A 22,069-nucleotide genomic window follows, 5' to 3' on the forward strand; every position below is an offset into this window, starting at 1 on the left:
TATAAGCTCGTTGATATAACATTAGAATACAAGTTGAAAAAATAAATTTTGAAAACAAGGGTAACAATATCAAACCCAAATTGATATAAGAATATAAAATGATAATTAACAACCAAATCTGAAAACCGCCTGAAACCAATCAGGACAGATTTATAAAAACTAGAAATCATGAACACAAATTTCAAAAAATTAGGAGTTTTATTTTTATTAGTAATCACATTCGCAAGTTGCGACAATAGCGATGGCGATAACAACAATCTTATTTTGCCTCCAACAGCAGCGGCTTTTAAAAGCATTAGCGAACAAGGAGTTAAGAAAAACACTCAAAAATTTACCATTACAGCCGGAACTGGTGTTGTAACTATAACATCTGCAAAAGGAGTAAAACTGAACATTCCAGGAGACTGTTTGACCAAAAACGGAGTCGCTGTAACCGGAGCAGTTGATATCGAATACATCGAACTTTTTGACAAAGGAAACATGTTAATCACCAACAAACCAACAATGGGAATCACGGCTGACGGAAAGAAAAACTTACTGATTTCTGGCGGAGAATTCTTCATCAAAGCTTCACAAGGCGGCGTTGAACTTAAAACTTCTTGTTACATGACAATGGTTGTTCCGGCAGCTTTAACAGATGGTGTAGACAATACAATGACTTTATGGACGGGCGTAATTGACGACAAAGGAGAACTTGCCTGGAAAGATGCAAACAAACCAAATGCTGACGGAACTGGCGGCGGAAAAGGCGGTGTTCAAGGCGAAGGAACAAATTATTACGTAACTTTTGGAAACTTTGGCTGGACAAACGTAGACCGTTTTTACAGCGATCCAAGACCTAAAACAACCATTCTTGCTGATGCTCCTGATGGTTACGACAACAACAATAGCGCGATTTACTTATCATACGATGGCGAAGGAACAAACGCACTTGCTAAACTGGACACTTACACGCCTGCTGGATTATTCAGCGAACACTACGGTCAAATCCCAATTGGTTTAGCTTGTCACGTGATTTTTGTTACCGAAGATAATGGACAATGGCGCTATGCAATCAAAGCTGTAACCGTTGCTGCCAACGATGTTTACACCTTTACTTTAGCCGAAACAACAGTCGGCACAGAAGCCCAACTAGTAGCTGCAATCAATGCTATTCAGTAACTTACAAAATACTTTTTAAGAAAAAGTGGTGATTTGCTCATCACTTTTTTTTACATTTAATCCAGTTTTAAAATTTAATTCTGATGATTTTCAGAAACTAATCCTGCTATTCGTTACAATCTTTTCCTTCCTAAAGAAGTCAGGAAAAGTATTTCCACTACTATCAGGGCTAAAAACCACTAGTTATGAAACCACTATCATCTATCCTCTTTATTCTTTTTTCTATATTCTCTTTTTCACAAACCAAAGTAAAAGACACCATAACCCGAAGAGCCAATATCGTTTTTATTCAAAACGGAAACGCTGTTACTTACAAACCCGAAACGCCGCCATTAATACCAATTGCGGGCGCTCCAAAACCTAGTTATTCGTATTTATGGGAACTTGGCGACGGACATTATAGTAAAGAAACAGAACCCAAACATGTCTATAAAAACAAAGGAACATATACCACAAGACTTGCCGTAACCAACAATTACGACAACGGAAAACCTCCTGCAACACGACCAAAAAAAGTAGCCATAAACGACATTACCGATACTAACTATAAAGACATTGCTTCAATCGCAGACCAAAACGGTTTTGCGATTTTAAAGAACTGCGATCCCATTCCGGATCAGGAAATGGTAGTCGTAGTAGGTTATCAAAATATGGAGAATTATGTGGCAAGCGGAAAACTGTATTTGTTCTATAATGAGAAACAATTCAAGAGCAATAATTTCGAATTAGTCGATTATAGAACTTATGCTAACGAACGCGAAGTAAAAGAAAACACCGTTGCTTCGGTAAACGATCTTGAAGATTCTAATAGATATTTGGCTTCAACCGAAAACACTTTCAAAGCCAAAAAATACAGAAACACAATTACCGAAGAAGATCTCGACGCATCATTATTAAACGCTAATAAAATCTATCATAATGTTTCGGTTTTAGAATTTGACGATGCAAATCCGGGCGAAACCCGTAATGTATTTTATACTTTTAAAACTACTCCGGAAATGATCAAAGACACCAGCGCAACGGTTACCATGCGTGGTATTTTTGTTCCAAACAGAAGTTATAAAAACCATAAAATAAAAAATCTCGAAATGGAAATCGTCACTTCTCACGATCCTAATAAAATGGGCTCAAACGGAAGTTTTATCAATTATAGATTAGTGCGTTTTAAACGAGTAAATTTCAAAACTCGTTTTCAAAACAACGGTGAAGGTCCGGCAAGAATGATTCGGTTAGAAACTGATATTCCGGATATGTTTGACAAGAAAACATTTCAGATTGAAGATATGTATCCAAAATGTCCAATTTGTCCAAAAGGCGAAGAACCAACCGTAAGTTGTCTCGATACAATCATCAAACAAAAACAGATTTTCTTTACTTTCAAAAATATTTATTTACCCGGAAGCGAACAAAAAAATGTACACGAAAAAGACAGTACAAAAGGTTTTGTTAAATACTCGATGAAGTTCAATGAAGACTTTCATAAAGTAAAAACCCGAAGCCGCACCGCTATTATTTTCGACAAAAACGAACCTATAATTACCAATTATGCCACTACCCGATTCCTACCCGGAATTTCGATTGGCGCAAAAGCGGGTTATAACGTTTATCCTGATCTCGAAAAATCGACGAGTTATTTTGTTGGCGCAACAATTTCGCCTTTTAAATCCTATCGTTTTTATTGGCAAGCCGAATGGATAAATGCTTTGAACAAATATGAAAGTGGTACAACTGTTATCGATCAAACGGTCGTAAACCCAAATGGTGTAAAGCAATTTCAGCGCACTACAACGACAACAGAAAACAAAAATGTAAACTGGGAAGTTCCCGTTTTACTGCGTTATAACATTAATACTTATATTGGAATTGGCGCCGGAATTCAGGCAAATTTTGACATTTCATCGGAACAAATTGTAAATAAGAAAATTGAAAGTTTCGAAGGAGGAACCGATAAAATTGTTATTGATACAAAGACAGAATCAAACTCCGTCAAAAGCGGATTTGATAATTTAAAAACTGGCCTTTTATTTGATTTAACAGCTGGTTTCGCCCGAATTGGTCCAAGTTTAGGCGCGCGATATGTGATTAACTTCGAACAAAATTTCAACTATTTTCAGTTTTATGGAATCTGGAAGTTTTGATTTTTTTTCATCATTTTTTTTTCACCATATAAGTGATATAAGTTCATATTATCTACTTTGTCTTATGAAATACTAATGTCACCCTGAGCGTCCCGAAGCTTCGGGACGCTCAGACGGACAAATACACATCAATAAATTTATTATTATGAACTTATATCACTTATATGGTTTAACTTCATTCCAAAATACACGCAAACCTTAATATGAACTTATATAACTTATATGGTTTAATTCTTCTTCTTTTTTGTCTGAATCTGTCAGCGCAGAATCAAGAAGATAAACTCTATAATGCTGTTGATGTTCTTGTCGCAAATCCTTCGGCGAAAGCCATAGAAAACTTAAACCTAGTTGAAGCAGATTTTTGGAAGAATCCTAAACCAAAAACCAAAGACGAATTATTGGCAATTGTAGTTTTAAATTGCAATAAAGCGTATTATGAAAATCAATTCGGGCAAACCGAAAAAGCGATTTTGAGCTATGAGAAAGCCTGGCAAATCTATCAGAAAAACAAACTCGGGAATTATGATATTATCGAATATTGTCTGAAACCTTTGGGCAATTTATATACTGTTTTGGGCGATTATGACAGCGCCGAAAACACGATCAAACAATACTTTTTTATTGTAAATACTTCTAAAAATTATCCTGAAGCTTCAAAACAAAAATTTGCTGCGATTCTTAATTTATCGAATGTTTATCAAAGTTCCGGTAAAATTTCTTTGGCAATTGAATTGTTAGAAAGTACTTTAAAAACAGAACAATTATCGAATGTTCAAAAAGGAATTCTTCTGAATAATTTAGGTAATAACTATGTATTAAGTTCGGTTGGAAATTTGATGCGTCCAGAAATTTATGATAAGGCCGAAAATGCTTTTAAATCAGTCGGAAATTATCTTAAAAACGAGAAAGGTCAAACAGAAACTTTATCTAATTCTTATCGAAATCTTTCGCTTCTAAATCGTCAAAGGCAAAATTTTGAAATTGCATCTTCTTATTTAGAAAAAGCAGAAAAATTATTTTTAGAAACAAAAAATCAGCAACCCAGGAAACTCGCAAAACTATATTACGAAAAAGCATTATTACTTTTTGATGAACAAAAATATGATGAAAGTACAAAACAAATTCAGGCAATTTTTAAGATTTTGATTCCGAATTACAATTCGAAAAATATGCTGCCGAATCAAAATCAATTGTATGCCGAAACGCTTTTAATGGATGTTTTGGATTTGCAAGCTGAAATTTTCTTTAGACAAAATCAGTTCAAAAAATCGCTTGAAGCTTTTAGGCTTTCTTTTTATATTGAAGATTTGTTAATGAATGTTTTGGTTTATGAAAACTCAAAAATCATTACACAAATCAGAACGCGAAATCGTACCGAAAAATGCATTTCGATTTACGATCAATTATTTAAAAAGGAAAATAAAATTCAATATCTGGAAGAAGCTTTTCAATTGTCTGAAAGAACAAAATCAGGTATTTTAAAAGGTTATCGTTCAAATATTAAAAATGCTTCTGCAGAAGAAAAACAGCTTTTACACCAACTTCAAACATTAAATAACAACATTCTAAAAGAGCAGCAAAAAGGAGATTTGGCGAATATTTCCGTTATTAATTCGGCAATAAAAAAGCAAAATGAATTAATGCTTTCGCTGAAGAAAATCCAAACTGAAAGTTCTAATTATATTCCTGAAAATTGTGACGTAAAAGCACTTTTATCAAAACTGGAAAAAGATAAAGCAATATTACTTTACTATTTTATGGGTTCTGAAAATCTTTATTTTTTCATTTTACAGAATAACCGAATTAACCTAAATAATATCAACATTACGGACATTGCAATTCCGAAAATTGTACAATTTATAGATTATTTCAACAATGCAAACAACATTACAAACGACATTTCCGGATATAATCATTACGGAAATGTGGCTTATAATGTTCTTAAACTACCTCAAAATGCAATCTATAAAAACCTCATCATTGTTCCCGATGGTATTCTAAATTTTCTGCCTTTTGAAGCTTTGATTACACAAGAATCTTCTACAACGAATTTTGCCAAAATGCATTATTTATTGAATGATTTTAGAATTGCCTATAATAATTCGGCCAGTAATTATTTGAATTCAAAACCGGTTTCAAAATCTGAAAAAACAGTTTTAGGAATTTTTCCTATTTTCGAAAAAACACCTTTCGAATTAAGTTATTCTAAAAATGAATTAGAATCTATCCGAAGCAATTTTAAAGGAAAATATTTAGAAAATTCAGAAGCTAGTTTTTCAAATTTCAAAAATAATGCAAGCAAATATTCTATTTTGCATTTAAGTACACACGCTTCTTCGGGCGATATTGAAACTCCGGCAAGTATTAAATTTTATGATCAGGAAATCTTATATTCAGAATTATATAACTTGAATATTAATCCGGATTTAGTGGTTTTAAGTGCCTGTGAAACCGGAATTGGAAAACTCTACAAAGCCGAAGGTGCGATGAGCGTCGCAAGAGGTTTTCAGTTTGCGGGAGCTCAGAATTTAATGTTTTCTTTATGGAAAGTAAACGATTATACGACATCGGTTTTTATGGCGGATTTTTATAAAAACATTAAAAATGACGTTCCGTATTTTGAAGCTAATTCAAATGCTAAAATTGATTTCTTAAACGACAAATCAATTCCAAATGCTAAGAAATCTCCTTATTACTGGAGTTCTTTTGTGTATTATGGCTCTATATCTATGAAAGAAAAATCTGAAAATTATATCTTTTACATCATTAGTTTATTGAGTGTAATTGCTTTATTTTTGATTTTCAATCATTATCGAAAATGGAAAATCTTCACGAAGTTCTCAAAAAAGAGAAATACAAAAAAATAAAATTCAAAGTTACTAAAACGCAACACCTTTTAGTAAAAGCTAAAATCAATGGTGTTTCCGGAAATTTTATCTTAGATACGGGCGCATCAAATTCCTGCGTTGGGTTTGAGAGTATTGAACTTTTTGAACTAACAGCAAAAAAATCAAAAACCAAAGCTTCGGGAGCTGGAGGAACGGGCATGAAAACACAGACTTCGGCACATAATAAATTGGAACTCGGAAGTTGGAAAAACACAGATTTTGGGATCGTGATTTTTGATCTTTCGCATGTTAATGAAGCTTTAGAATCTTTTAAAGCAAAACCTGTTCATGGTATTATTGGCGCTGATGTTTTGCTTGATGGTAAAGGAATTATAGATTATTATAATCATTGTTTGTACTTAAAATAAGAAAATATAAATTTTCCCATTCTAAACTTTTGAATTGGATACATAAAAAAAAATCCCAAACTCCTTTCGGAATTTGGGACTTTTCAATCTAAAATTAAATCAATTAATGGGTATGTTTAGGATTAAAACCGTCTTCGCTTAATTCGGTGTGCACATAATCTGCAACCATTTCAGCTTCGTAATCGATTTTCTCTCCTTTAGATAATCTGCGAATAATACCTTCCATAATTTGGTAAATTACAGGAACTACAATCAAGGTTAGGAATAATGAAGAAATTAATCCTCCGATAATTACCCAAGCCAATCCGTTTTTCCATTCAGCTCCTGCTCCAGATGCTAATGCAATTGGAAACATACCAAATACCATCGCAATTGTTGTCATCAAAATCGGACGTAAACGAGCGTGATTTGCCTGAATTAATGCCGTTCTGATTGATTCTCCTGCTGCTCTTCGTTGGTTAGTGTAATCGACCAACATAATCGCATTCTTACACACCAGACCAATCAACATGATGATACCTAAAATGGTAAAGATATTTAATGAGTTATTTGTTAATGCTAATGCTAATAAGGCTCCAATAAACGAAAGCGGAATAGCAAACAATACTACAAACGGGTGAACAAAACTGTCGTACAAACTCACCATTACAAGGTAAACCAAAATAATAGCGGCTAATAAAGCGATTCCTAAAGTACCAAATCCTTCAGATTGGTTTTCTTGGTCACCACCCCAAATATAATTTACTCCAGCTGGTTTTTTCAATTTATCCAGCTTTTTCTGCCAGATTCCAACAATTGTTCCTGAAGGAACCCCAACATTTTGTCCTTTTACAGTTACAGAAGCTGATTTGTCTCTACGCTCTAACTGGCTAGGTCCTGAACCTTCTGTAATATCAGCAAATTGAGATAACTTAATTTGTTGTCCTGCTGCATTGATGAAAATCAAATTACTTACATCTGTAATACTTTTTCTGTCGAATGCATTGTATCTAATATTGATATCATACTCATATTCTCCGGCTCTGTATTTACCATCTGTGTTTCCACTAAAAGCAGTTTGCATCGTTAAACCAACTGTTTGAAGTGTTAAACCTAAAGCAGCCATTTTATCGCGATCTACTTTTACGTTTACCTCAGGGTTTCCGTCTTCAACTGTTAATTTGATCTCAGTTGTTCCCGGAATTGTACGTAATTCTGCTTCAGCTTGTTTAGCAAATGCCATCGCCGCTTCTGTAGAAGGACCAGTTACAATTAATCCTAAAGTTGCATCTTCAGCAGTTCCTAAGATACCTACAGGAACCGTTTTAACTTTTGCACCAACAAGTACTTTTTCAAGTTTACGTTTGATTTTTGCTGCGTAAACGTTAGCATCATCAGTACGATCCTTTTGTTCGATCATTTTTACGTCAATCTCAGCTTTGTAAGCCGTAGCTTGCGATGCTCCAAAACCTTCTGAGGTTTGTCCTACCGTTGTAATTTGACTGTGAACATATTCCTGAGATTTCAAGTAAGCTTCGGCTTTTTGCGTCATGAAGTTCGTTTGTTCTAACGAAGCATCTTTTGGCATTTCGATCTGAACTAAGAATTCACCACTATCAGAAGAAGCGAAAAACTCTCCTCCAATAAAGCCTCCAAGCCCAAAAATAGATCCAAAGAATAATATCAATACAAGAATTACTGTTTTACCGTAATTATCCAAACACCAAGTCAATAAGACAGAAATCCAGTTAGTGAAACGTGTTAAATAATCTTCGAAACCAAGAATAATTCTTCCAAATAAATTTTTTCCTTCAATATGCTCTAATTTACCATAACGAGATGATAACCAAGGAATAATAGTAAACGAAGCTAAAAGTGAAAGTAAAGTTGATATAATTACCGTAACACAAAATTGCGTAATAATATTAGATACTAAACCTGAACTCATCGCAATAGGCAAGAACACAACCACAATTACTAATGTAATCGAAGTTACCGTTCCACCAATTTCTGCTGTTCCATCATAAGAAGCACGAATTCGGTTTTTACCCATTTCCATATGCCTGTAAATATTCTCGAGGACCACAATCGCATCATCGACCAGAATACCTACAACCAGAGATAATCCAAGTAAACTCATTAAGTTTAATGTGTATCCCATTAAATAAATACCAATAAAGGTAGCGATCAAAGATGCCGGAATAGAAACCATTACAATCAATGAGTTTCTAATACTGTGCAAGAAAAACAACATTACTAATGCTACCAGAACTACCGCAATTAATAAATCGTGAACTACAGAATCTGCAGCTTCAAGAGTAAAAATAGTACTGTCTTTTGCAACTTCTAATTTTAGTTGATTGTCTTTGTAATCCTTTTCAAGAATTGCAATTGTTTTCAATAATTGCTCACTTACCGCAACCGCATTTGCATCAGATTGTTTTACGATTTGTAAAACGATCGCACTTTTTTGATCTACACGTGATATTTTTTCAGCAATTTTTTGAGTATCCTGAACATCTGCAATATCACTTAAACGAACCTGAATTCCGTTTTGAGACGAAACAACTAAGTTTCTTAATTCTGTAACACTTTTATATTTACCCGCTAAACGAATTAATATTTTTTGATTACGAGTTTGAATGTTTCCTGTTGGGAAATCTAAATTCGAAGTCAAAATGTTTTGTTGTACCTGAGGAACAGAAAGTCCGTAACCCTGCATTTTTAATGCATCTAGGTTTACCTGAATTTCACGTTCAGATCCACCAATAATATTTACCTGAGCTACACCTTGTACACGAGATAAAATAGGCGCAATTTTTTTGTCAATTAAGTCATAAAAAGCTGCTTCGTCCATTTTTCCATTGGCACCAAGCGTCATAATTGGTAAATCACTCAGCGAGAATTTGGTCAGTGCCGGTGTTTTAACATCATCTGGCAAATCACTAATTATGGCGTTTATTTTTCGCTGCGCATCATTCAAAGAGAAATCGACTTTTGCATTTGATGTCAGTGTAATCGAAACAATAGATAAACTCTCGTATGATTTTGAGTCAATTTTCTTAACATTCTCCAGCGATGCAATCGCATCTTCAATTTTCTTGGTTACCGTATTTTCTACCTCACTTGGAGAAGCTCCCGGATAAACTGTAGAAATTGTAATAACGTTTTGTTCAAATTTCGGGATCAGCTCATAACCTAACTGGCTGTAGCTGAACAATCCACCAAGTATTAGAATTGTAAACAATACAATTACTAACGACGGACGTTTTATGGATATTTCGGCTAATTTCATATATTTTGCTTTAGGCTTTAGGCTCTAGGCAATAAGCTTAATGCTTACAGCCTATAGCTTAATGCTTTAAATTATTTAATAATTTCTACTGTATTACCGTCTTGTAAGTTAATTTGACCTGTCGTAACTACAATTTCTCCATCAGACAATCCTTTGATGATTTCTACTTGATCTCCTAAAATTCTTCCAGCAGTTACTTTTTTCAATTTTGCAACACCATTTTGAACCACAAAGATTTCGTTACTACTAACACTTCCTACGAAAGCATTTCTAGGTACAACCATAAGATGCTGTTTTTGTTGGTTTGATGCAAAATTTGCAGTTCCGTACATACCTGCTTTTAAGTCGTTGTTTGTGTTATTTGCAATTTCAATTTCAACCGGGAAGTTTAAAGACTCATCCGCTTTTGCAGCAATAAAAGTGATTTTTCCAGAAAAAGTTTTATCAGGATAAACACTTGCTGTAACATTAATTTGGTTTCCTACTTTCAAACTTGCAACTTGATTTTCGTTTACTGTAACTGCTAATTTTAATTTAGAAACATTTACGATATCAAATAATGCAGTTGCTGGCATTCCTGCTAAGATAGATCCTGGCTCAATGTATTTTTTATTGATAAATCCATTGATTGGAGCCTTTACTTTAGTATCTCCAACATTGATATTAGCTTGTTTTAAGTTAGATTCAGCATTTGTTAACGCTAATTTTGCCTGATCTAATTGTTGTTTTGTAACACCGCCAGTTTTAAAAGCATTTTCATATCTGCTATAATCAGATTTTGCATTTTGATAAACTGCCTGTGCTTGTTGAGCACTTACATTAATAACGTCACCTCTCACTGTTAATAAAGTCTGACCTACTTTTACGTAATCTCCTTCTTTAGCCAAAACACTAATTACTTTTCCTGATTTCTCAGCAGAAAATGTCAATTGTTGAATTGGTTGAAAGTTTCCGTTTGCAACGAAGTCCAGTGAAACTTCTTCTGTTTTTACAGGAGTTACCTTTACTGAAACTGCAGCATTTTTCTGTGCTACGATGTCTGTTTTTGCTTTATTCTCCTTCTTATTATTATTTAAGACATATCCAATCACACCCAGTGCTGCGATTATGATTACGATTGTTATAATAGTTTTCTTCATTGTAATTAGTTATTTAATAAGAGTTTTAAGTTCGCCTTTTGATTTGATTAGTGATATTTCGGCAATTTTGTAATTCAAGACTGCTCTAGTAAAATTATTTTGAGCTTCAAGTGATGCATTTTCTGCATCCAGTAAATCTGTTAATGATGCCAATCCTTGAAGATAATTGTTTTTTGTATTGCTTAAGATCTCAGTCGCTAAGCGCATATTCTCTCTTTGATTGTTGATCGTCACAAGATTATTATCGATTTGAGCCATTGCATTTCTGTAATCTAAATCAAGTGAAAGTTTTGTGTCTTTGATATCTTCCTGAAGCGATCTGATCTCAACATCTGCTTGTCTTACTTTAGCACGAGTTCCAAATCCTGTAAAAATTGGCACGTGTAAGTTTAATCCAATTGCAGAGTAATCTGACCAATATACTCCGTCTGAAGGTTTTGCAAACCAAGGCATTTGTGGACCCTGACCAATATAATTGTAACCGGCAGTCAAAGAAAGCGTTGGATAATATCCCGCCTCAACAGCTTTTTTGTTGTAAACTAAAAGCTCTTCTTGTTTTTTCAAAAGCAAATACTCCGTTCTGTTTTCAACATTTGGTACTTCTGTTAATGCAGCAGGAACAACCTCAAATTCTTCTTTTGGCATATCGATTTGAGTTTCAATAGGCATTCCCATGTAAAACTTCAAAGCATTTTCCTGTAAAGTAATTTGATTTTTAATTTGCTGACGCTCTGTATCAATGTTTGACATTTTAACTACGATACGATCTAAATCAATTTTTTTAGCCAAACCGTTATCAAATTGTCCTTTTACGATGTCACGAACTTTTGTTGTATTTACGTAATTACTGTCTAATAAAACCAATCTTTCTTTTTGTACATAAACTGAATAGTAGTTATTAGCAACTCTTTCAATTACTTGTTCTTCTGTTAACTGATCATTGATTTGATAAAATTCGCGTGTAGATCTCGCAGCTCTTAATCCTGTAAAAACAGATTGATCAAATAGGGTCTGAGTTAATGAAACTCCTGCATTTGAAGTCCATTTTTGACCAAATGCTGCCTGAATAGTAGTTCCTGGCTGACCAAAACCCGCACCATCAATAACAGTTGTCTGAATGATTGGGTTGTGTGTTAAATTTCCATTTGCAGAAATTTGAGGCAACGCTCTTGATCGTACTTCCTGAATTTTGTACTCACTATTTTCAACCTGTAATTTTGCTTTTTTTGCGTCTGCTTTATTTTCAAGCGCATAGACAACAGCATCTTTCAGGGTTAGTGTTTTGACTTGTGCGTTGGCAGACAAGCCAATTGAACACAAAAATATAAGAATTATTCGTTTCATAGATTGATGATTAAATAGTAATTTTTTTAAGTTGTTTTTCTAATTCCAGTATTCCTTTTTCCGTTGCCATCGCTCTGGTGTGATACTCCAGCGCTTCTAATTCTATTTTTTGTGCTTCTCTTTCTGAAACAGTAGTTTCGTTTATATGAAAAATCAAGGTGTAATAAAATTTTACATATAAATCTATATTCAAATCTGCTCTGTATAGATCTTCGCGAATTCCTTTCAAAATATTATCTCTGAAATAATGATTACACTGATCAATTTCGTGCGTCATTATATTTTGATAGATTTCAGGGTAATGTTTTTTTAACTGATATAACGGAGAGGTATCTGTTGCGTTTTTAAACATATCACGGAACATTTCTCTAATTTCAAAATTCTCGTGAATCGCATTATAATCTTTGGCTACAATCGTATCGATAACTTCATGTACTTGTTTATGAACTGTAGATGTACTCTCTTCGATTAGAACTTCTTTATTACAGAAATATTTGTAAATCGTTTTTTTAGAAATACACATTTCGCCTGCGATATCATCCATCGTAACGCTTTTAAAACCAAGCTTTAAAAATAATTCACTTGCTTTTGATATGATTTTCTCTTTCATTTTAACTTTCAAATTGCATTACAAATATACCCAGGAAACTAAAATCAAAAAAATAGTTTCCATACTATTTGTAATAATTTTACATTAATTTATTCTCTATGTAAGTTTTATATGCTGAATTCAAGATTAGCGATAAGCTTAATATCTTTTCCTAAAGCCAAACCTCCATTATGATTAAATGAATTATAATCCAAGCCAAAATCCTGACGTTTGATGTCTCCTTTAATTTCAAAAGCAACTTTTCTTTCTCCGTTGTAAGTATTGACTCCAATAAACTCAGCATCAAGTTCAACTACTTTAGTAACGTCTTTTATAGTAAGATCTCCTTTAAAAAAGTTGATGTTGTTGTTTATCTTTTGAAATGAAGTCGATTTAAAACTAATAATCGGGTGCTCATTTACATCAAAAAAATCCTGAAGCTGTAAATAAGTATCGATTTGCTGAAAACTATCTTTTTTGTTATTGATATCTAATGAAAACTCAACCGAAGCATCCTCAATTTCATTGTCTTCAATATTCACGTAGCCATCAAATTTATTTGTCGTTCCACCCATATAAGCAATTATCGAATGTCTCATTTTGATTAAAACATCTGATTGGCTAGAATCTAAGGTCCATGTTGTTTTCATAAATATTTGATTTTATTGAGTTTATAATTTATTAAAACTCGTCACGGAAACTTTTACAGTGTTCGAAGTTTCCAATTAACGGTGCAAATATAAACAGGAAACTCTAAACACCAAAAAAGTTTCCAAGTTTTTTTATAAATTATTTTAATTCCTTTAAAACCAAGGGATTTAAGAGCTATTCAAATGGAAACTCATCATTTAAATTTTAAAAAAAGGAATAATTAATAATGAATTGTATCTTTGAGGCTCGCAATTCAGATTATATTTTATGCACGATATTAGCCAATACCAGGATTTTTTTATTAAATATTTAGAAAATCAAAGCATCAGCAAAGAGCCTAAAAACCTTTACGAACCTATTGAATATATTTTGGGCCTTGGCGGAAAAAGAATGCGTCCCGTGCTAACTTTAATGGCTTCAGAAGTTTTTGATACCAATTATAAAGTGGCGCTTCCGGCAGCAATGGCAGTCGAAGTTTTTCATAATTTTTCGTTAGTTCACGATGATATTATGGATGACGCACCTTTGCGAAGAGGACAAGAAACTGTACACGAAAAATGGGATCTGAATACCGGAATTCTTTCCGGAGACACGATGCTTATTCTGGCTTATCAGTATTTTGAACAATACGAACCAACCATTTTTAGAGATTTAGCAAAGTTATTCAGCAAAACTGCTCTTGAAGTTTGCGAAGGACAACAATGGGATGTTGATTTCGAAAAAAGAAACGACGTTACGATTCCCGAATATCTAAAAATGATCGAATATAAAACCGCTGTTCTCGTTGCTGCTGCCATGAAAATGGGTGCAATTGTAGCTAAAACTTCTGAAAAAGAAAGCGATTTAATTTACGATTTCGGACTTAATTTAGGATTGGCATTTCAACTTCAGGATGATTTTCTGGACGCTTTTGGAGATCCGGAAACCTTCGGAAAACAAGTTGGCGGAGATATTATCGAAAACAAAAAAACCTATTTATACCTAAAAGCACGCGAATTTTCTTCTGAAGAAAAAGCCTCAGAATTAGAGAAATTATTCAGCTTGAATTTAGACGATAATACGAAGAAAATAGAAACTGCAAAAAACATTTTTAATGAATCAGGTGCTTCAAAAGCAACACAAGATGCTATTGAAATGTACACTTTTAAAGCTTTTGATACTTTAGAAAAAATGGATATTAACGCCGAGAAGAAAGATATTCTGAGAACTTTTGGTGAGAATTTAATGGGCAGAAAGGTTTAGTTTTTTTGCCACAGATTATTTTTTTCGCCACGAATTACACGAATCTGCACGAATTTTTATATTAATTACATTAATGAAAATTGGTGTAATTCGTGGCAAAAAAAATTCACATTTGTAAACAGAAAAAAGGCCTCGACTTCGGGAGAATGCTAAGATTTATGCCACAGATTAAAATGATTTCAAGGATTTAATCTGTGATAATCATTTTAATCTGTGACATTTTATTGTTTAAAACAAATCATCAGGATCAACTAAATCTGATAGTTTTTGTTTTAAATCGTCTTCTAAAATCGTTAATCCGTATTGATAAGAAGCGTTCATCCAGCCAAAACCTTCTTCGGTTATGTAATCGAATTCCGTTCCTACGTTTCCGTATTCTGCGAAAATTTTGTGTGAACTTATCGACAAATCAAACTTCTCCGGAATGGTTCCGTTATAATCAACTGCATTTCTGGTAATCAGCCAAAGCCATCGATACACCATTTCCTGGGCTTCTTCGTTGAAATTATAATTCAGCAAACCTTCCCATAAAAGCATTTGGTGTGGCGCCCATCCAAACGGATAATCCCATTGTCTTATTGGCGCATTTTCATCAACATCCGCAATCGATTCCTTGGTACAACCTGCAATTCCGCCTTTCATTTTGAATCTTGGAAGTGTCTTTTTTACCAAAATTTCTGCTTGTTCCGGCGTACTTATTTTTGCCCAAAGCGGATAAAATGTTGGTGCAGCTTCAAAGAAATGCTGTTTTTCGTTCACAAAATCATAATCCAGATAACATCCATATTCTTCATTCCAACATAATTGATTGATTTTTTCTTTCCTCGAATTGGCTTTCGAAATCCAGTATTCACTTGAAAAAGATTTGTCTTCAAAATATTGAAATTCATTTTTGAAGTACTTTTTAATCAAAAACGCAATATCAGTTTCGTATTTATAAAGCAAACTATTAATCGCAATCGTATTTAAATTGGCACAAACTCCAACCAATCTATTTGTTGTATCATGTCCGCTTTCGCGCATACTTCGATCGTGAATAAAATACTTATCAAGTTCGGCATCTACAACTTCTCTCTCAAGATATTTCTTTTCGAATTCTCGGGTTGAGAGATTATATTTTGGCGCATATTGCTCGAGAATATCGTCAAAATGTCCTTCTTCAACTTCAAACGGAAGTCCGATTCCTTCTGCTTTATAGCGATTTAATCCATTTGCTGTAAGACGTTTTCCTTCTTCCATCCAAACGGTTTGATATTCTTTTATGGCCGTTTTTAAATTTCTTTCAATCCAGAAAATATCAGGATTCGACTTTTCTAAAACATCAATAATCAGCGATGTATAAAGCGGTGGCTGTGTGCGAGTCAAATAATAACTTCGGTTGGCATTCAGGATTTTTCCGTAATGATCAATTTGGTATTTAAAATTCTCTGCAATACCTAAAGCAAGATCAATTTTATCGTCGATCAAAAGTCCTTTGGCTATAAAATAACTATCCCAACCGTACATTTCATTAAACCTTCCGCCAGGAACTACAAACGGAACTCCTGAAATTTCATTGTTCTTAATTTGAAGTGCCAAGGCTAAAATTCCGGGTTGTTTATTCAGCGAAAGCACATATTCCGGTGAAATATTTTTAGGCATTTGTACCACTTTTAACTTTGGTGTTGTAGCTTCTAATTTCTTGAAATAATCAAAAACAATTTCATCGCCAAAAGGAACATACAAATAAGCCAGTTCATTTTCGATCTTATTGTCTTCCAGAATTTTTTTTACGCCATCGGCATCAATTGTACGTGTAAGACCTTTCCAATACAGACTTTTTATCTTTCTCGAAATTCGTTTTACAGGATCTTCGGTAATTTCATTCAGATCAATTTCAGCAAATTCGGTTTTGTTTTTTTTAGCCAAAGCCAATTCCTGCAATAAATTCGAAAGCTGATAAGTTCCTTCAATTACAGCAGAATTTCCGTTTTCATCATTCAATAAAAAATGCTTTGGACCATGATCATCAATCGTTATTTTTTTATCGCCATCAGTATCTTCCTGAGCCAATAATTTTTCGATGGTTTGGGTTATATGTAATTTAAATTTCATCTTTTGCAGTTATTTTTTTGAGAATAAAAAAGGATATTAATAATAAAGACATTGGAATTAATGTAAAGTAAAATGCATTTTCCGGTCCTTCATTTTTAAAAAGCCAACCTGTTATTCTGGAACCTAACGTTCCGCCAAGAGCAGAAAATATGACAATTAATCCGGTCATTGAGCTTTGCAAATTCTTGGGTAAAGCACTTAATACAATGGAATTTAATAGCGGATAAATTGGCGCAATAAACAACCCGATTAAAGGAAATGCAAAACCAATTAAAGGTATATCCGAAAGTGTATTGATACTTTTAACTTCTAATCCAACCGTTTTTGGCAATACAAAAATCACAATAAGCATTGCTGAAAAAATACAGACACTTAAAACCCAAATCCAATTGACTTTTTTGGTTACAATTCCTGCAATCATTCGGCCAATTGCTAATGAAATAGCCAAAATACTCGCCATCATTATGCTAATATTCTCCGGTAAATGAAGCACTTTTGTATTGAATGTTGGCAACCAAGAAAGGATTCCCTGTTCAATCATGACAAACAAAAAGACGCTGATTACAAAAATAACGGTAAGTAATTTTGCCATTAATCTGAACATTTGCAGAAAATCATCTTTAAGATTTGCTCCTGCTGAAACTTCCGGCTCTTTGAATTTTACAAAAAATAAAAACAAAAAGGACAGGAACGATAATGCAGCCAAAAACCAATATACATTTAGCCATGAATTTGGATCGTTTTCGTTATTAAAAGCGGGAAATAAAAAGTAAGCCAACGCAATCCCAACCATAAAAAAACCTTCGATACTACTCATCAAAGCATTGTGTTCTTTTTTGGTTTCAGTCACAGTTCCTATTAACGAATAAACCGAAACTTTGATCAAAGCAAATGAAACTCCAACAGTTGCAAAAAGAATTTTAGCATTGTCGAATGAGTTTCCAAAATACATAGAAATACAAGCCAAAGTCACCAAACCTAATCCTATTAACATCGATTTTCTATAGCCTATTCTGGGTAAAAAAGAGGCTATAAAAAAGGACACAATAGCAATTGGCATGTCTTTGAAAGCTTCCAAAATACTTGCCTGAACTTCATCTACTCCGTAATTTTTTTGCGATTTTAGAATCACAATTCCTACACTATTTAATAAAATAGCAAAGACAAAATAATTGAGGTAAAGAGAGATTTTAATTCCTATGTTTTTCATTTTTCAGGATGTGATTTTGTTGCCGATGTTTTACGTTTACGGTGCGGAGACGCACTGCTGTGCGCCTCTACGATACCGTATGTTATGTAAAACGCATTATAATGCGTCTATATCAATATAAATTTAGAAATTAATCGCTACAGAAAATCTAAACGCGCGTCCTAAAATAGGTCTTGCCATAAACACATCGCTTGCCGCAGATGTTGTTTGTCTCGGATCTCCTTCTGTTAAACCAATTTCGTTGAATAAGTTCGAAGCATCAACCGCAAAACGAAGATTATTATACGTGTAATTTAAACCTGCTCCAACTTCTTTATAAGCAGGTAAAACTTGTTTGTTATCCTGATTCGTGAATTTTTTATCGTAATAAGAAAACTGAACATAAGCTGTAAGATCTTTTGTAATATCAACTTCCGGTCTTAAGTTACAGAAGAATTTAGGAATTCTTCGTGCTGTATTTCCGTTAAAATCAAAAGTCGAACCGTCTGCATTTGTTCCTGTAAAATTGTCGTATTCTGGTTTTTGAACTGTGAAAGTAAAATTCAGTTTTACGATTTCATATCTCGCATTTGTTTCTACTTCAAGACCAATATTGTTTACATCGGCAAATTTATTCTCAGAAGATCCGTCAGATAAAATATCTGTAAAAGCAACGTTTTTCAAGTTCATGTGAAATAAATTGGCATTCACATTAAAGAATGAATTAGAATATTTATAACCTAACTCAAACTGATTTACTTCTGTATTTTCTAATTTGCTTAAATCGGCTGCATTATCATAAAAAGACTCTTCGATTGGTGATCTAAAACCGTGGCTGTAACGAACATATGAAGCCATATTATCATTGAATTTATAATTTCCTGCCGCTGTATAAGACCATTCGCTTACATCATATCTCCAATACGTATAAGGATTTCCTTTTACAGTAGTAACCTTATCATCAGCCGTATTGTTGTCTAAAATTCCTAAATCTTCAGCAAAAAATCTGGCGTTGTCTCTGTAACCTGAATATTTGTCTTTGTTGTATCTTAAACCTGCATTGAAAGTCAAATTATCTGTAGCTTTAATTTCTGCATCAACATAAATATCATTCAAAAGACCTTTGGTTTGTGCGTCTCTTTCTAACCAAGTGATTCTTTCAATTCCGTTCCAAGTGTGATCAACTCCGGTTGTATTGTCTTTTACGTTCAACAATCTCGGATTATCTGAAACGCCTACTAAATAAGAATTCCAGTTCCAATATTGGTTTGATTTCCAGTTTGAATAGTAATAACCAGCAGTTAATTTCACAGGATCTAAATCAAAATTGAAAGAGAAATTATTCGCAAAATTGTTCATCTTTTTGTCGATATGCCAAAGATCCGCTCTCATAATTAAAGCATTTGGATCTAATTTTTGTCCGTTATCTACATAAGAATAAGTCAAATTGCTAGCCGTTGTATTCTGAACGCTTGTTGCATATGCATCTTGTGTCCAAGGTCCTCCATTTGGAAAAATTGCATTGTAATTCAAATCGATATTGGTTTGTTTAAATGCATTTTTGAAAGTTACTTTCTCAGATATTTTCTTTTTAAATTCGGCTCCAATTGAATTTATAACCGGATGAGAACCATCTTCTAAATCTGCACTAAAAGTTCCGCCGCCATATTGAGGCACATTTAAATGACTGAAATTTACTGAAGTCAACGTTCCATAATTTGGATTAAAACCTGGAATTCCTTCGATTTTTCCGTTATTGCTTTTTAAAGGAATTGGCAAGTAGAATGTATTTCTGTCGTCAAGATGTTTGAAATTAACTCTTAAATAATCGTTATCATCAAATTTATATGTGATGTTTCCTTTTATTTGTCCGCCTTTATTTGCTGTAAAACCTGTGTTTCTTACACCATTATCGGCTCTATAAAAACCTCCAACATTAAAAAACAATTTATCTTTAATTAAAGCGCCTGATAAATTAAGATCAGTTCTGAACATTCCGTAATCTGAAGTCGTGAATTTTGCTCTTCCCATAAATTCATTCTGACCTGTTTTCGAAATAAAATTGATGATTCCTCCTGGAGCATTATTCGCAAAAATTGATGCCGAACCTCCACGAACAGCTTCCATTTTGCTTACCGTTTCGTCTAATCTGTAAAAAGTATCGGCATTGGCAAATTGTAATGCACCATCTTCAAAAACCGGTAATCCGTCTTCCTGAATTTGTACATATTCATAAGCTCCCGCTGAAGGAATTCCTCTTGCAAAAAGGTTATTTCCAATTTCTCCTCCAGATGCTTCAACTACAAATCCCGGAATCGTTTGAAGCAAAGCTGCCGTGCTTGATGGCGCTCTGTCTTCGATTGCTTTTGCGCCCATTGTTGTAATGGCAACGCTCGATTCTAATTTAGATCTTGGTGCTGATGATCCTGTAACCACAACTTCTTTTAGACTTTGTGATTCTCCTTCAAGAAGTAAATTAACCTCTTGAGATTCTCCTTCTTTTACTGCAATTTGTTTTTCGAAAGTTTTGTAACCCACATTTGTTGCAATAATTGTATAAGTTCCTGCGTCGATATTAGAGAATGAATATCCTCCGTTTTCATCTGTAATCGTACTTTTTCCTGTTTCTTTAAGAGTCACATTTGCTCCCGGAACTGTTACTCCGCTGTCGTCGAATACTTTTCCTGAAATAGTGCCTTTGTTTTGGGCAAATAGATTATTTGGTAAAAAAAACAGGCAAAACATTAAAAGTAATGTACCTAAATACTGGTGTAGCTTTTTCATTTTTTTGTTCGGTTAGTTAGTAATTATGGTTATCACTGTCAAACTTAATAACTAATTATAAGGAATATAGGAATTAAAAATCGAAAACGTTTTCGAAAAGACCTAAAACGTTTTCGGAACTTAAAATTTTATCAATGAAGTTTATTTTTAGTACTTTTATTTCATGAATGACACAAAATTAATAGATATAGCCTCGGTATTAGGAATTTCGGTTACAACGGTTTCAAAAGCGTTAAAAGGATATACGGATATTAGTAAATCGACGCGCGCCAGAGTTATAGAAATGGCCGAAACGATGAACTATATGCCTAATTCTGTAGCGGTAAACCTTCGAACTAATGAAACCAAAACAATTGGCGTCATTATTCCCGCTACGGTTCATCATTTTTTTTCGAGCGTATTAAATGGTATTCTGGAAGAAGCCGAAAAAAGAGGTTATCTGGTCATTATATTACAATCTAACGAAAAGTACGAACTCGAGAAAAAGCAACTTGCTCTTTTAATTCAAAAACGAGTTGACGGAGTTTTAATGTCACTTTCAAATGAAACCGATGATTTCACTCATATAAATGAAGCGATTCGGAAAAATACTCCTGTTGTTCTTTTTGATAAAATTGCCAAAAGAGTTGATTGTTCTAAAGTTGTTATCAATGATGCAAAAGCGGCTTATGATGCCGTAACGTATCTTATTAATAAAGGATACAAAAGAATCGCACATTTTAGAGGTTCTTATGTTCCGCAGAATTCTATTGATCGCTTTTTAGGTTACAAAAGAGCGCTCGAAGCTCACGGAATTGAATACGATTCGAAATTGGTTTATGTTTGTGATAACAATACTGATTTTGAAGATGGTTATGAAAATGCTCAAAAAATAATGACCGAAAATCCGGATATCGATGCCATTTTTGCGATTACAGATTTGGTCGCCATCGGGATTATAAAATATTTTAATGAAGCTGGAATAAAAACTCCGGAACAGGTTGCGGTTTTTGGCTTTAGTAATTGGTTTATGAGTACGGTTATTTCGCCAAAACTAACAACAATTGACCAACCTGGATTCGAAATGGGACATCAGGCCGTTTCGCTTTTAATCGATGAAATTATGGACATCAAAGAACATCGACCGGTCACACATCAAATTATTGAACTTCCTACAAGAATCATTGAAAGAGAATCGACCGTTAAATGATTTTTTAGTTTTAACTTTG

General features: G+C 33.7%; 14 protein-coding genes. 6 read left to right on the plus strand and 8 right to left on the minus strand.

All coding sequences use genetic code 11. From position 1 onward, the window contains the following. The first annotated feature begins 168 nt into the window (after window positions 1-168). The 4 genes from C8C83_RS07735 to C8C83_RS07750 all read left to right on the plus strand — a co-directional run bounded on the left by C8C83_RS07735 (window position 169) and on the right by C8C83_RS07750 (window position 6,555). Window positions 169-1,161 carry a hypothetical protein gene (locus tag C8C83_RS07735; RefSeq protein WP_132011715.1) on the plus strand — a complete coding sequence of 331 codons (993 nt, stop codon included), beginning with the start codon at window positions 169-171 and terminating at the stop codon, window positions 1,159-1,161. Between the two features lie 185 nt (window positions 1,162-1,346). After that, window positions 1,347-3,299 (plus strand): PKD domain-containing protein, encoded by a 1,953-nt coding sequence (locus C8C83_RS07740; protein WP_121327550.1) that lies wholly within the window; start codon window positions 1,347-1,349, stop codon window positions 3,297-3,299. 203 nt (window positions 3,300-3,502) lie between these two features. Then, window positions 3,503-6,166, plus strand: a complete 2,664-nt coding sequence (locus tag C8C83_RS07745; protein ID WP_121327552.1) for a CHAT domain-containing protein — start codon at window positions 3,503-3,505, stop codon at window positions 6,164-6,166. Then, on the plus strand, window positions 6,118-6,555 hold the full coding sequence (locus C8C83_RS07750; protein WP_121327554.1) for a retropepsin-like aspartic protease: 438 nt from the start codon (window positions 6,118-6,120) through the stop codon (window positions 6,553-6,555). Before C8C83_RS07745 ends, C8C83_RS07750 begins: the two co-directional genes overlap by 49 nt. A 103-nt stretch (window positions 6,556-6,658) precedes the next feature. On the opposite strand, the gene C8C83_RS07755 is transcribed toward C8C83_RS07750, so the two are convergent. From C8C83_RS07755 to C8C83_RS07775, 5 genes are all read right to left on the minus strand, one after another. Next, window positions 6,659-9,829, minus strand: a complete 3,171-nt coding sequence (locus C8C83_RS07755; RefSeq protein ID WP_121327556.1) for an efflux RND transporter permease subunit — start codon at window positions 9,827-9,829, stop codon at window positions 6,659-6,661. 71 nt (window positions 9,830-9,900) lie between these two features. Then, window positions 9,901-10,968, minus strand: a complete 1,068-nt coding sequence (locus C8C83_RS07760; RefSeq protein WP_121327558.1) for an efflux RND transporter periplasmic adaptor subunit — start codon at window positions 10,966-10,968, stop codon at window positions 9,901-9,903. A gap of 9 nt (window positions 10,969-10,977) precedes the next feature. Continuing rightward, window positions 10,978-12,312 carry a TolC family protein gene (locus C8C83_RS07765; RefSeq protein WP_121327560.1) on the minus strand — a complete coding sequence of 445 codons (1,335 nt, stop codon included), beginning with the start codon at window positions 12,310-12,312 and terminating at the stop codon, window positions 10,978-10,980. Between the two features lie 10 nt (window positions 12,313-12,322). Next, window positions 12,323-12,922 carry a TetR/AcrR family transcriptional regulator gene (locus tag C8C83_RS07770; RefSeq protein WP_099710345.1) on the minus strand — a complete coding sequence of 200 codons (600 nt, stop codon included), beginning with the start codon at window positions 12,920-12,922 and terminating at the stop codon, window positions 12,323-12,325. A 107-nt stretch (window positions 12,923-13,029) separates the two neighbouring features. Then, window positions 13,030-13,551, minus strand: a complete 522-nt coding sequence (locus tag C8C83_RS07775) for a YceI family protein (protein ID WP_121327562.1) — start codon at window positions 13,549-13,551, stop codon at window positions 13,030-13,032. A 268-nt stretch (window positions 13,552-13,819) separates the two neighbouring features. On the opposite strand from C8C83_RS07775, the gene C8C83_RS07780 reads away from it, so the two are divergent. Then, a complete protein-coding gene (locus C8C83_RS07780; protein WP_121327564.1) occupies window positions 13,820-14,794 on the plus strand; it encodes a polyprenyl synthetase family protein in 975 nt (324 codons plus the stop codon). 228 nt (window positions 14,795-15,022) lie between these two features. Here C8C83_RS07780 and C8C83_RS07785 read toward each other — a convergent pair whose 3' ends face one another. The 3 genes from C8C83_RS07785 to C8C83_RS07795 all read right to left on the minus strand — a co-directional run bounded on the left by C8C83_RS07785 (window position 15,023) and on the right by C8C83_RS07795 (window position 20,861). Then, on the minus strand, window positions 15,023-16,888 hold the full coding sequence (locus tag C8C83_RS07785; RefSeq protein ID WP_121327566.1) for an alpha,alpha-trehalase: 1,866 nt from the start codon (window positions 16,886-16,888) through the stop codon (window positions 15,023-15,025). Next, window positions 16,878-18,098 carry an MFS transporter gene (locus C8C83_RS07790; protein WP_121327568.1) on the minus strand — a complete coding sequence of 407 codons (1,221 nt, stop codon included), beginning with the start codon at window positions 18,096-18,098 and terminating at the stop codon, window positions 16,878-16,880. The genes C8C83_RS07785 and C8C83_RS07790 overlap by 11 nt, the downstream gene beginning before the upstream one ends. Before the next feature lie 123 nt (window positions 18,099-18,221). After that, window positions 18,222-20,861 (minus strand): TonB-dependent receptor, encoded by a 2,640-nt coding sequence (locus tag C8C83_RS07795; RefSeq protein WP_121327570.1) that lies wholly within the window; start codon window positions 20,859-20,861, stop codon window positions 18,222-18,224. 163 nt (window positions 20,862-21,024) lie between these two features. Here C8C83_RS07795 and C8C83_RS07800 point away from each other — a divergent pair, with 163 nt between their 5' ends. Beyond that, window positions 21,025-22,050 carry a LacI family DNA-binding transcriptional regulator gene (locus C8C83_RS07800; RefSeq protein ID WP_121327572.1) on the plus strand — a complete coding sequence of 342 codons (1,026 nt, stop codon included), beginning with the start codon at window positions 21,025-21,027 and terminating at the stop codon, window positions 22,048-22,050. Window positions 22,051-22,069: the final 19 nt, after the last annotated feature.

The organism is Flavobacterium sp. 90 (assembly GCF_004339525.1).
Lineage (GTDB): Bacteria > Bacteroidota > Bacteroidia > Flavobacteriales > Flavobacteriaceae > Flavobacterium.

Bases quoted from the DNA above. Each gene is read 5' to 3' on its own strand.
- C8C83_RS07735 (WP_132011715.1), top strand. From the start codon at position 169: ATGAACACAAATTTCAAAAAATTAGGAGTTTTATTTTTATTAGTAATC.
- C8C83_RS07740 (WP_121327550.1), top strand. From the start codon at position 1,347: ATGAAACCACTATCATCTATCCTCTTTATTCTTTTTTCTATATTCTCT.
- C8C83_RS07745 (WP_121327552.1), top strand. From the start codon at position 3,503: ATGAACTTATATAACTTATATGGTTTAATTCTTCTTCTTTTTTGTCTG.
- C8C83_RS07750 (WP_121327554.1), top strand. From the start codon at position 6,118: ATGGAAAATCTTCACGAAGTTCTCAAAAAAGAGAAATACAAAAAAATA.
- C8C83_RS07755 (WP_121327556.1), bottom strand. From the start codon at position 9,829: ATGAAATTAGCCGAAATATCCATAAAACGTCCGTCGTTAGTAATTGTA.
- C8C83_RS07760 (WP_121327558.1), bottom strand. From the start codon at position 10,968: ATGAAGAAAACTATTATAACAATCGTAATCATAATCGCAGCACTGGGT.
- C8C83_RS07765 (WP_121327560.1), bottom strand. From the start codon at position 12,312: ATGAAACGAATAATTCTTATATTTTTGTGTTCAATTGGCTTGTCTGCC.
- C8C83_RS07770 (WP_099710345.1), bottom strand. From the start codon at position 12,922: ATGAAAGAGAAAATCATATCAAAAGCAAGTGAATTATTTTTAAAGCTT.
- C8C83_RS07775 (WP_121327562.1), bottom strand. From the start codon at position 13,551: ATGAAAACAACATGGACCTTAGATTCTAGCCAATCAGATGTTTTAATC.
- C8C83_RS07780 (WP_121327564.1), top strand. From the start codon at position 13,820: ATGCACGATATTAGCCAATACCAGGATTTTTTTATTAAATATTTAGAA.
- C8C83_RS07785 (WP_121327566.1), bottom strand. From the start codon at position 16,888: ATGAAATTTAAATTACATATAACCCAAACCATCGAAAAATTATTGGCT.
- C8C83_RS07790 (WP_121327568.1), bottom strand. From the start codon at position 18,098: ATGAAAAACATAGGAATTAAAATCTCTCTTTACCTCAATTATTTTGTC.
- C8C83_RS07795 (WP_121327570.1), bottom strand. From the start codon at position 20,861: ATGAAAAAGCTACACCAGTATTTAGGTACATTACTTTTAATGTTTTGC.
- C8C83_RS07800 (WP_121327572.1), top strand. From the start codon at position 21,025: ATGAATGACACAAAATTAATAGATATAGCCTCGGTATTAGGAATTTCG.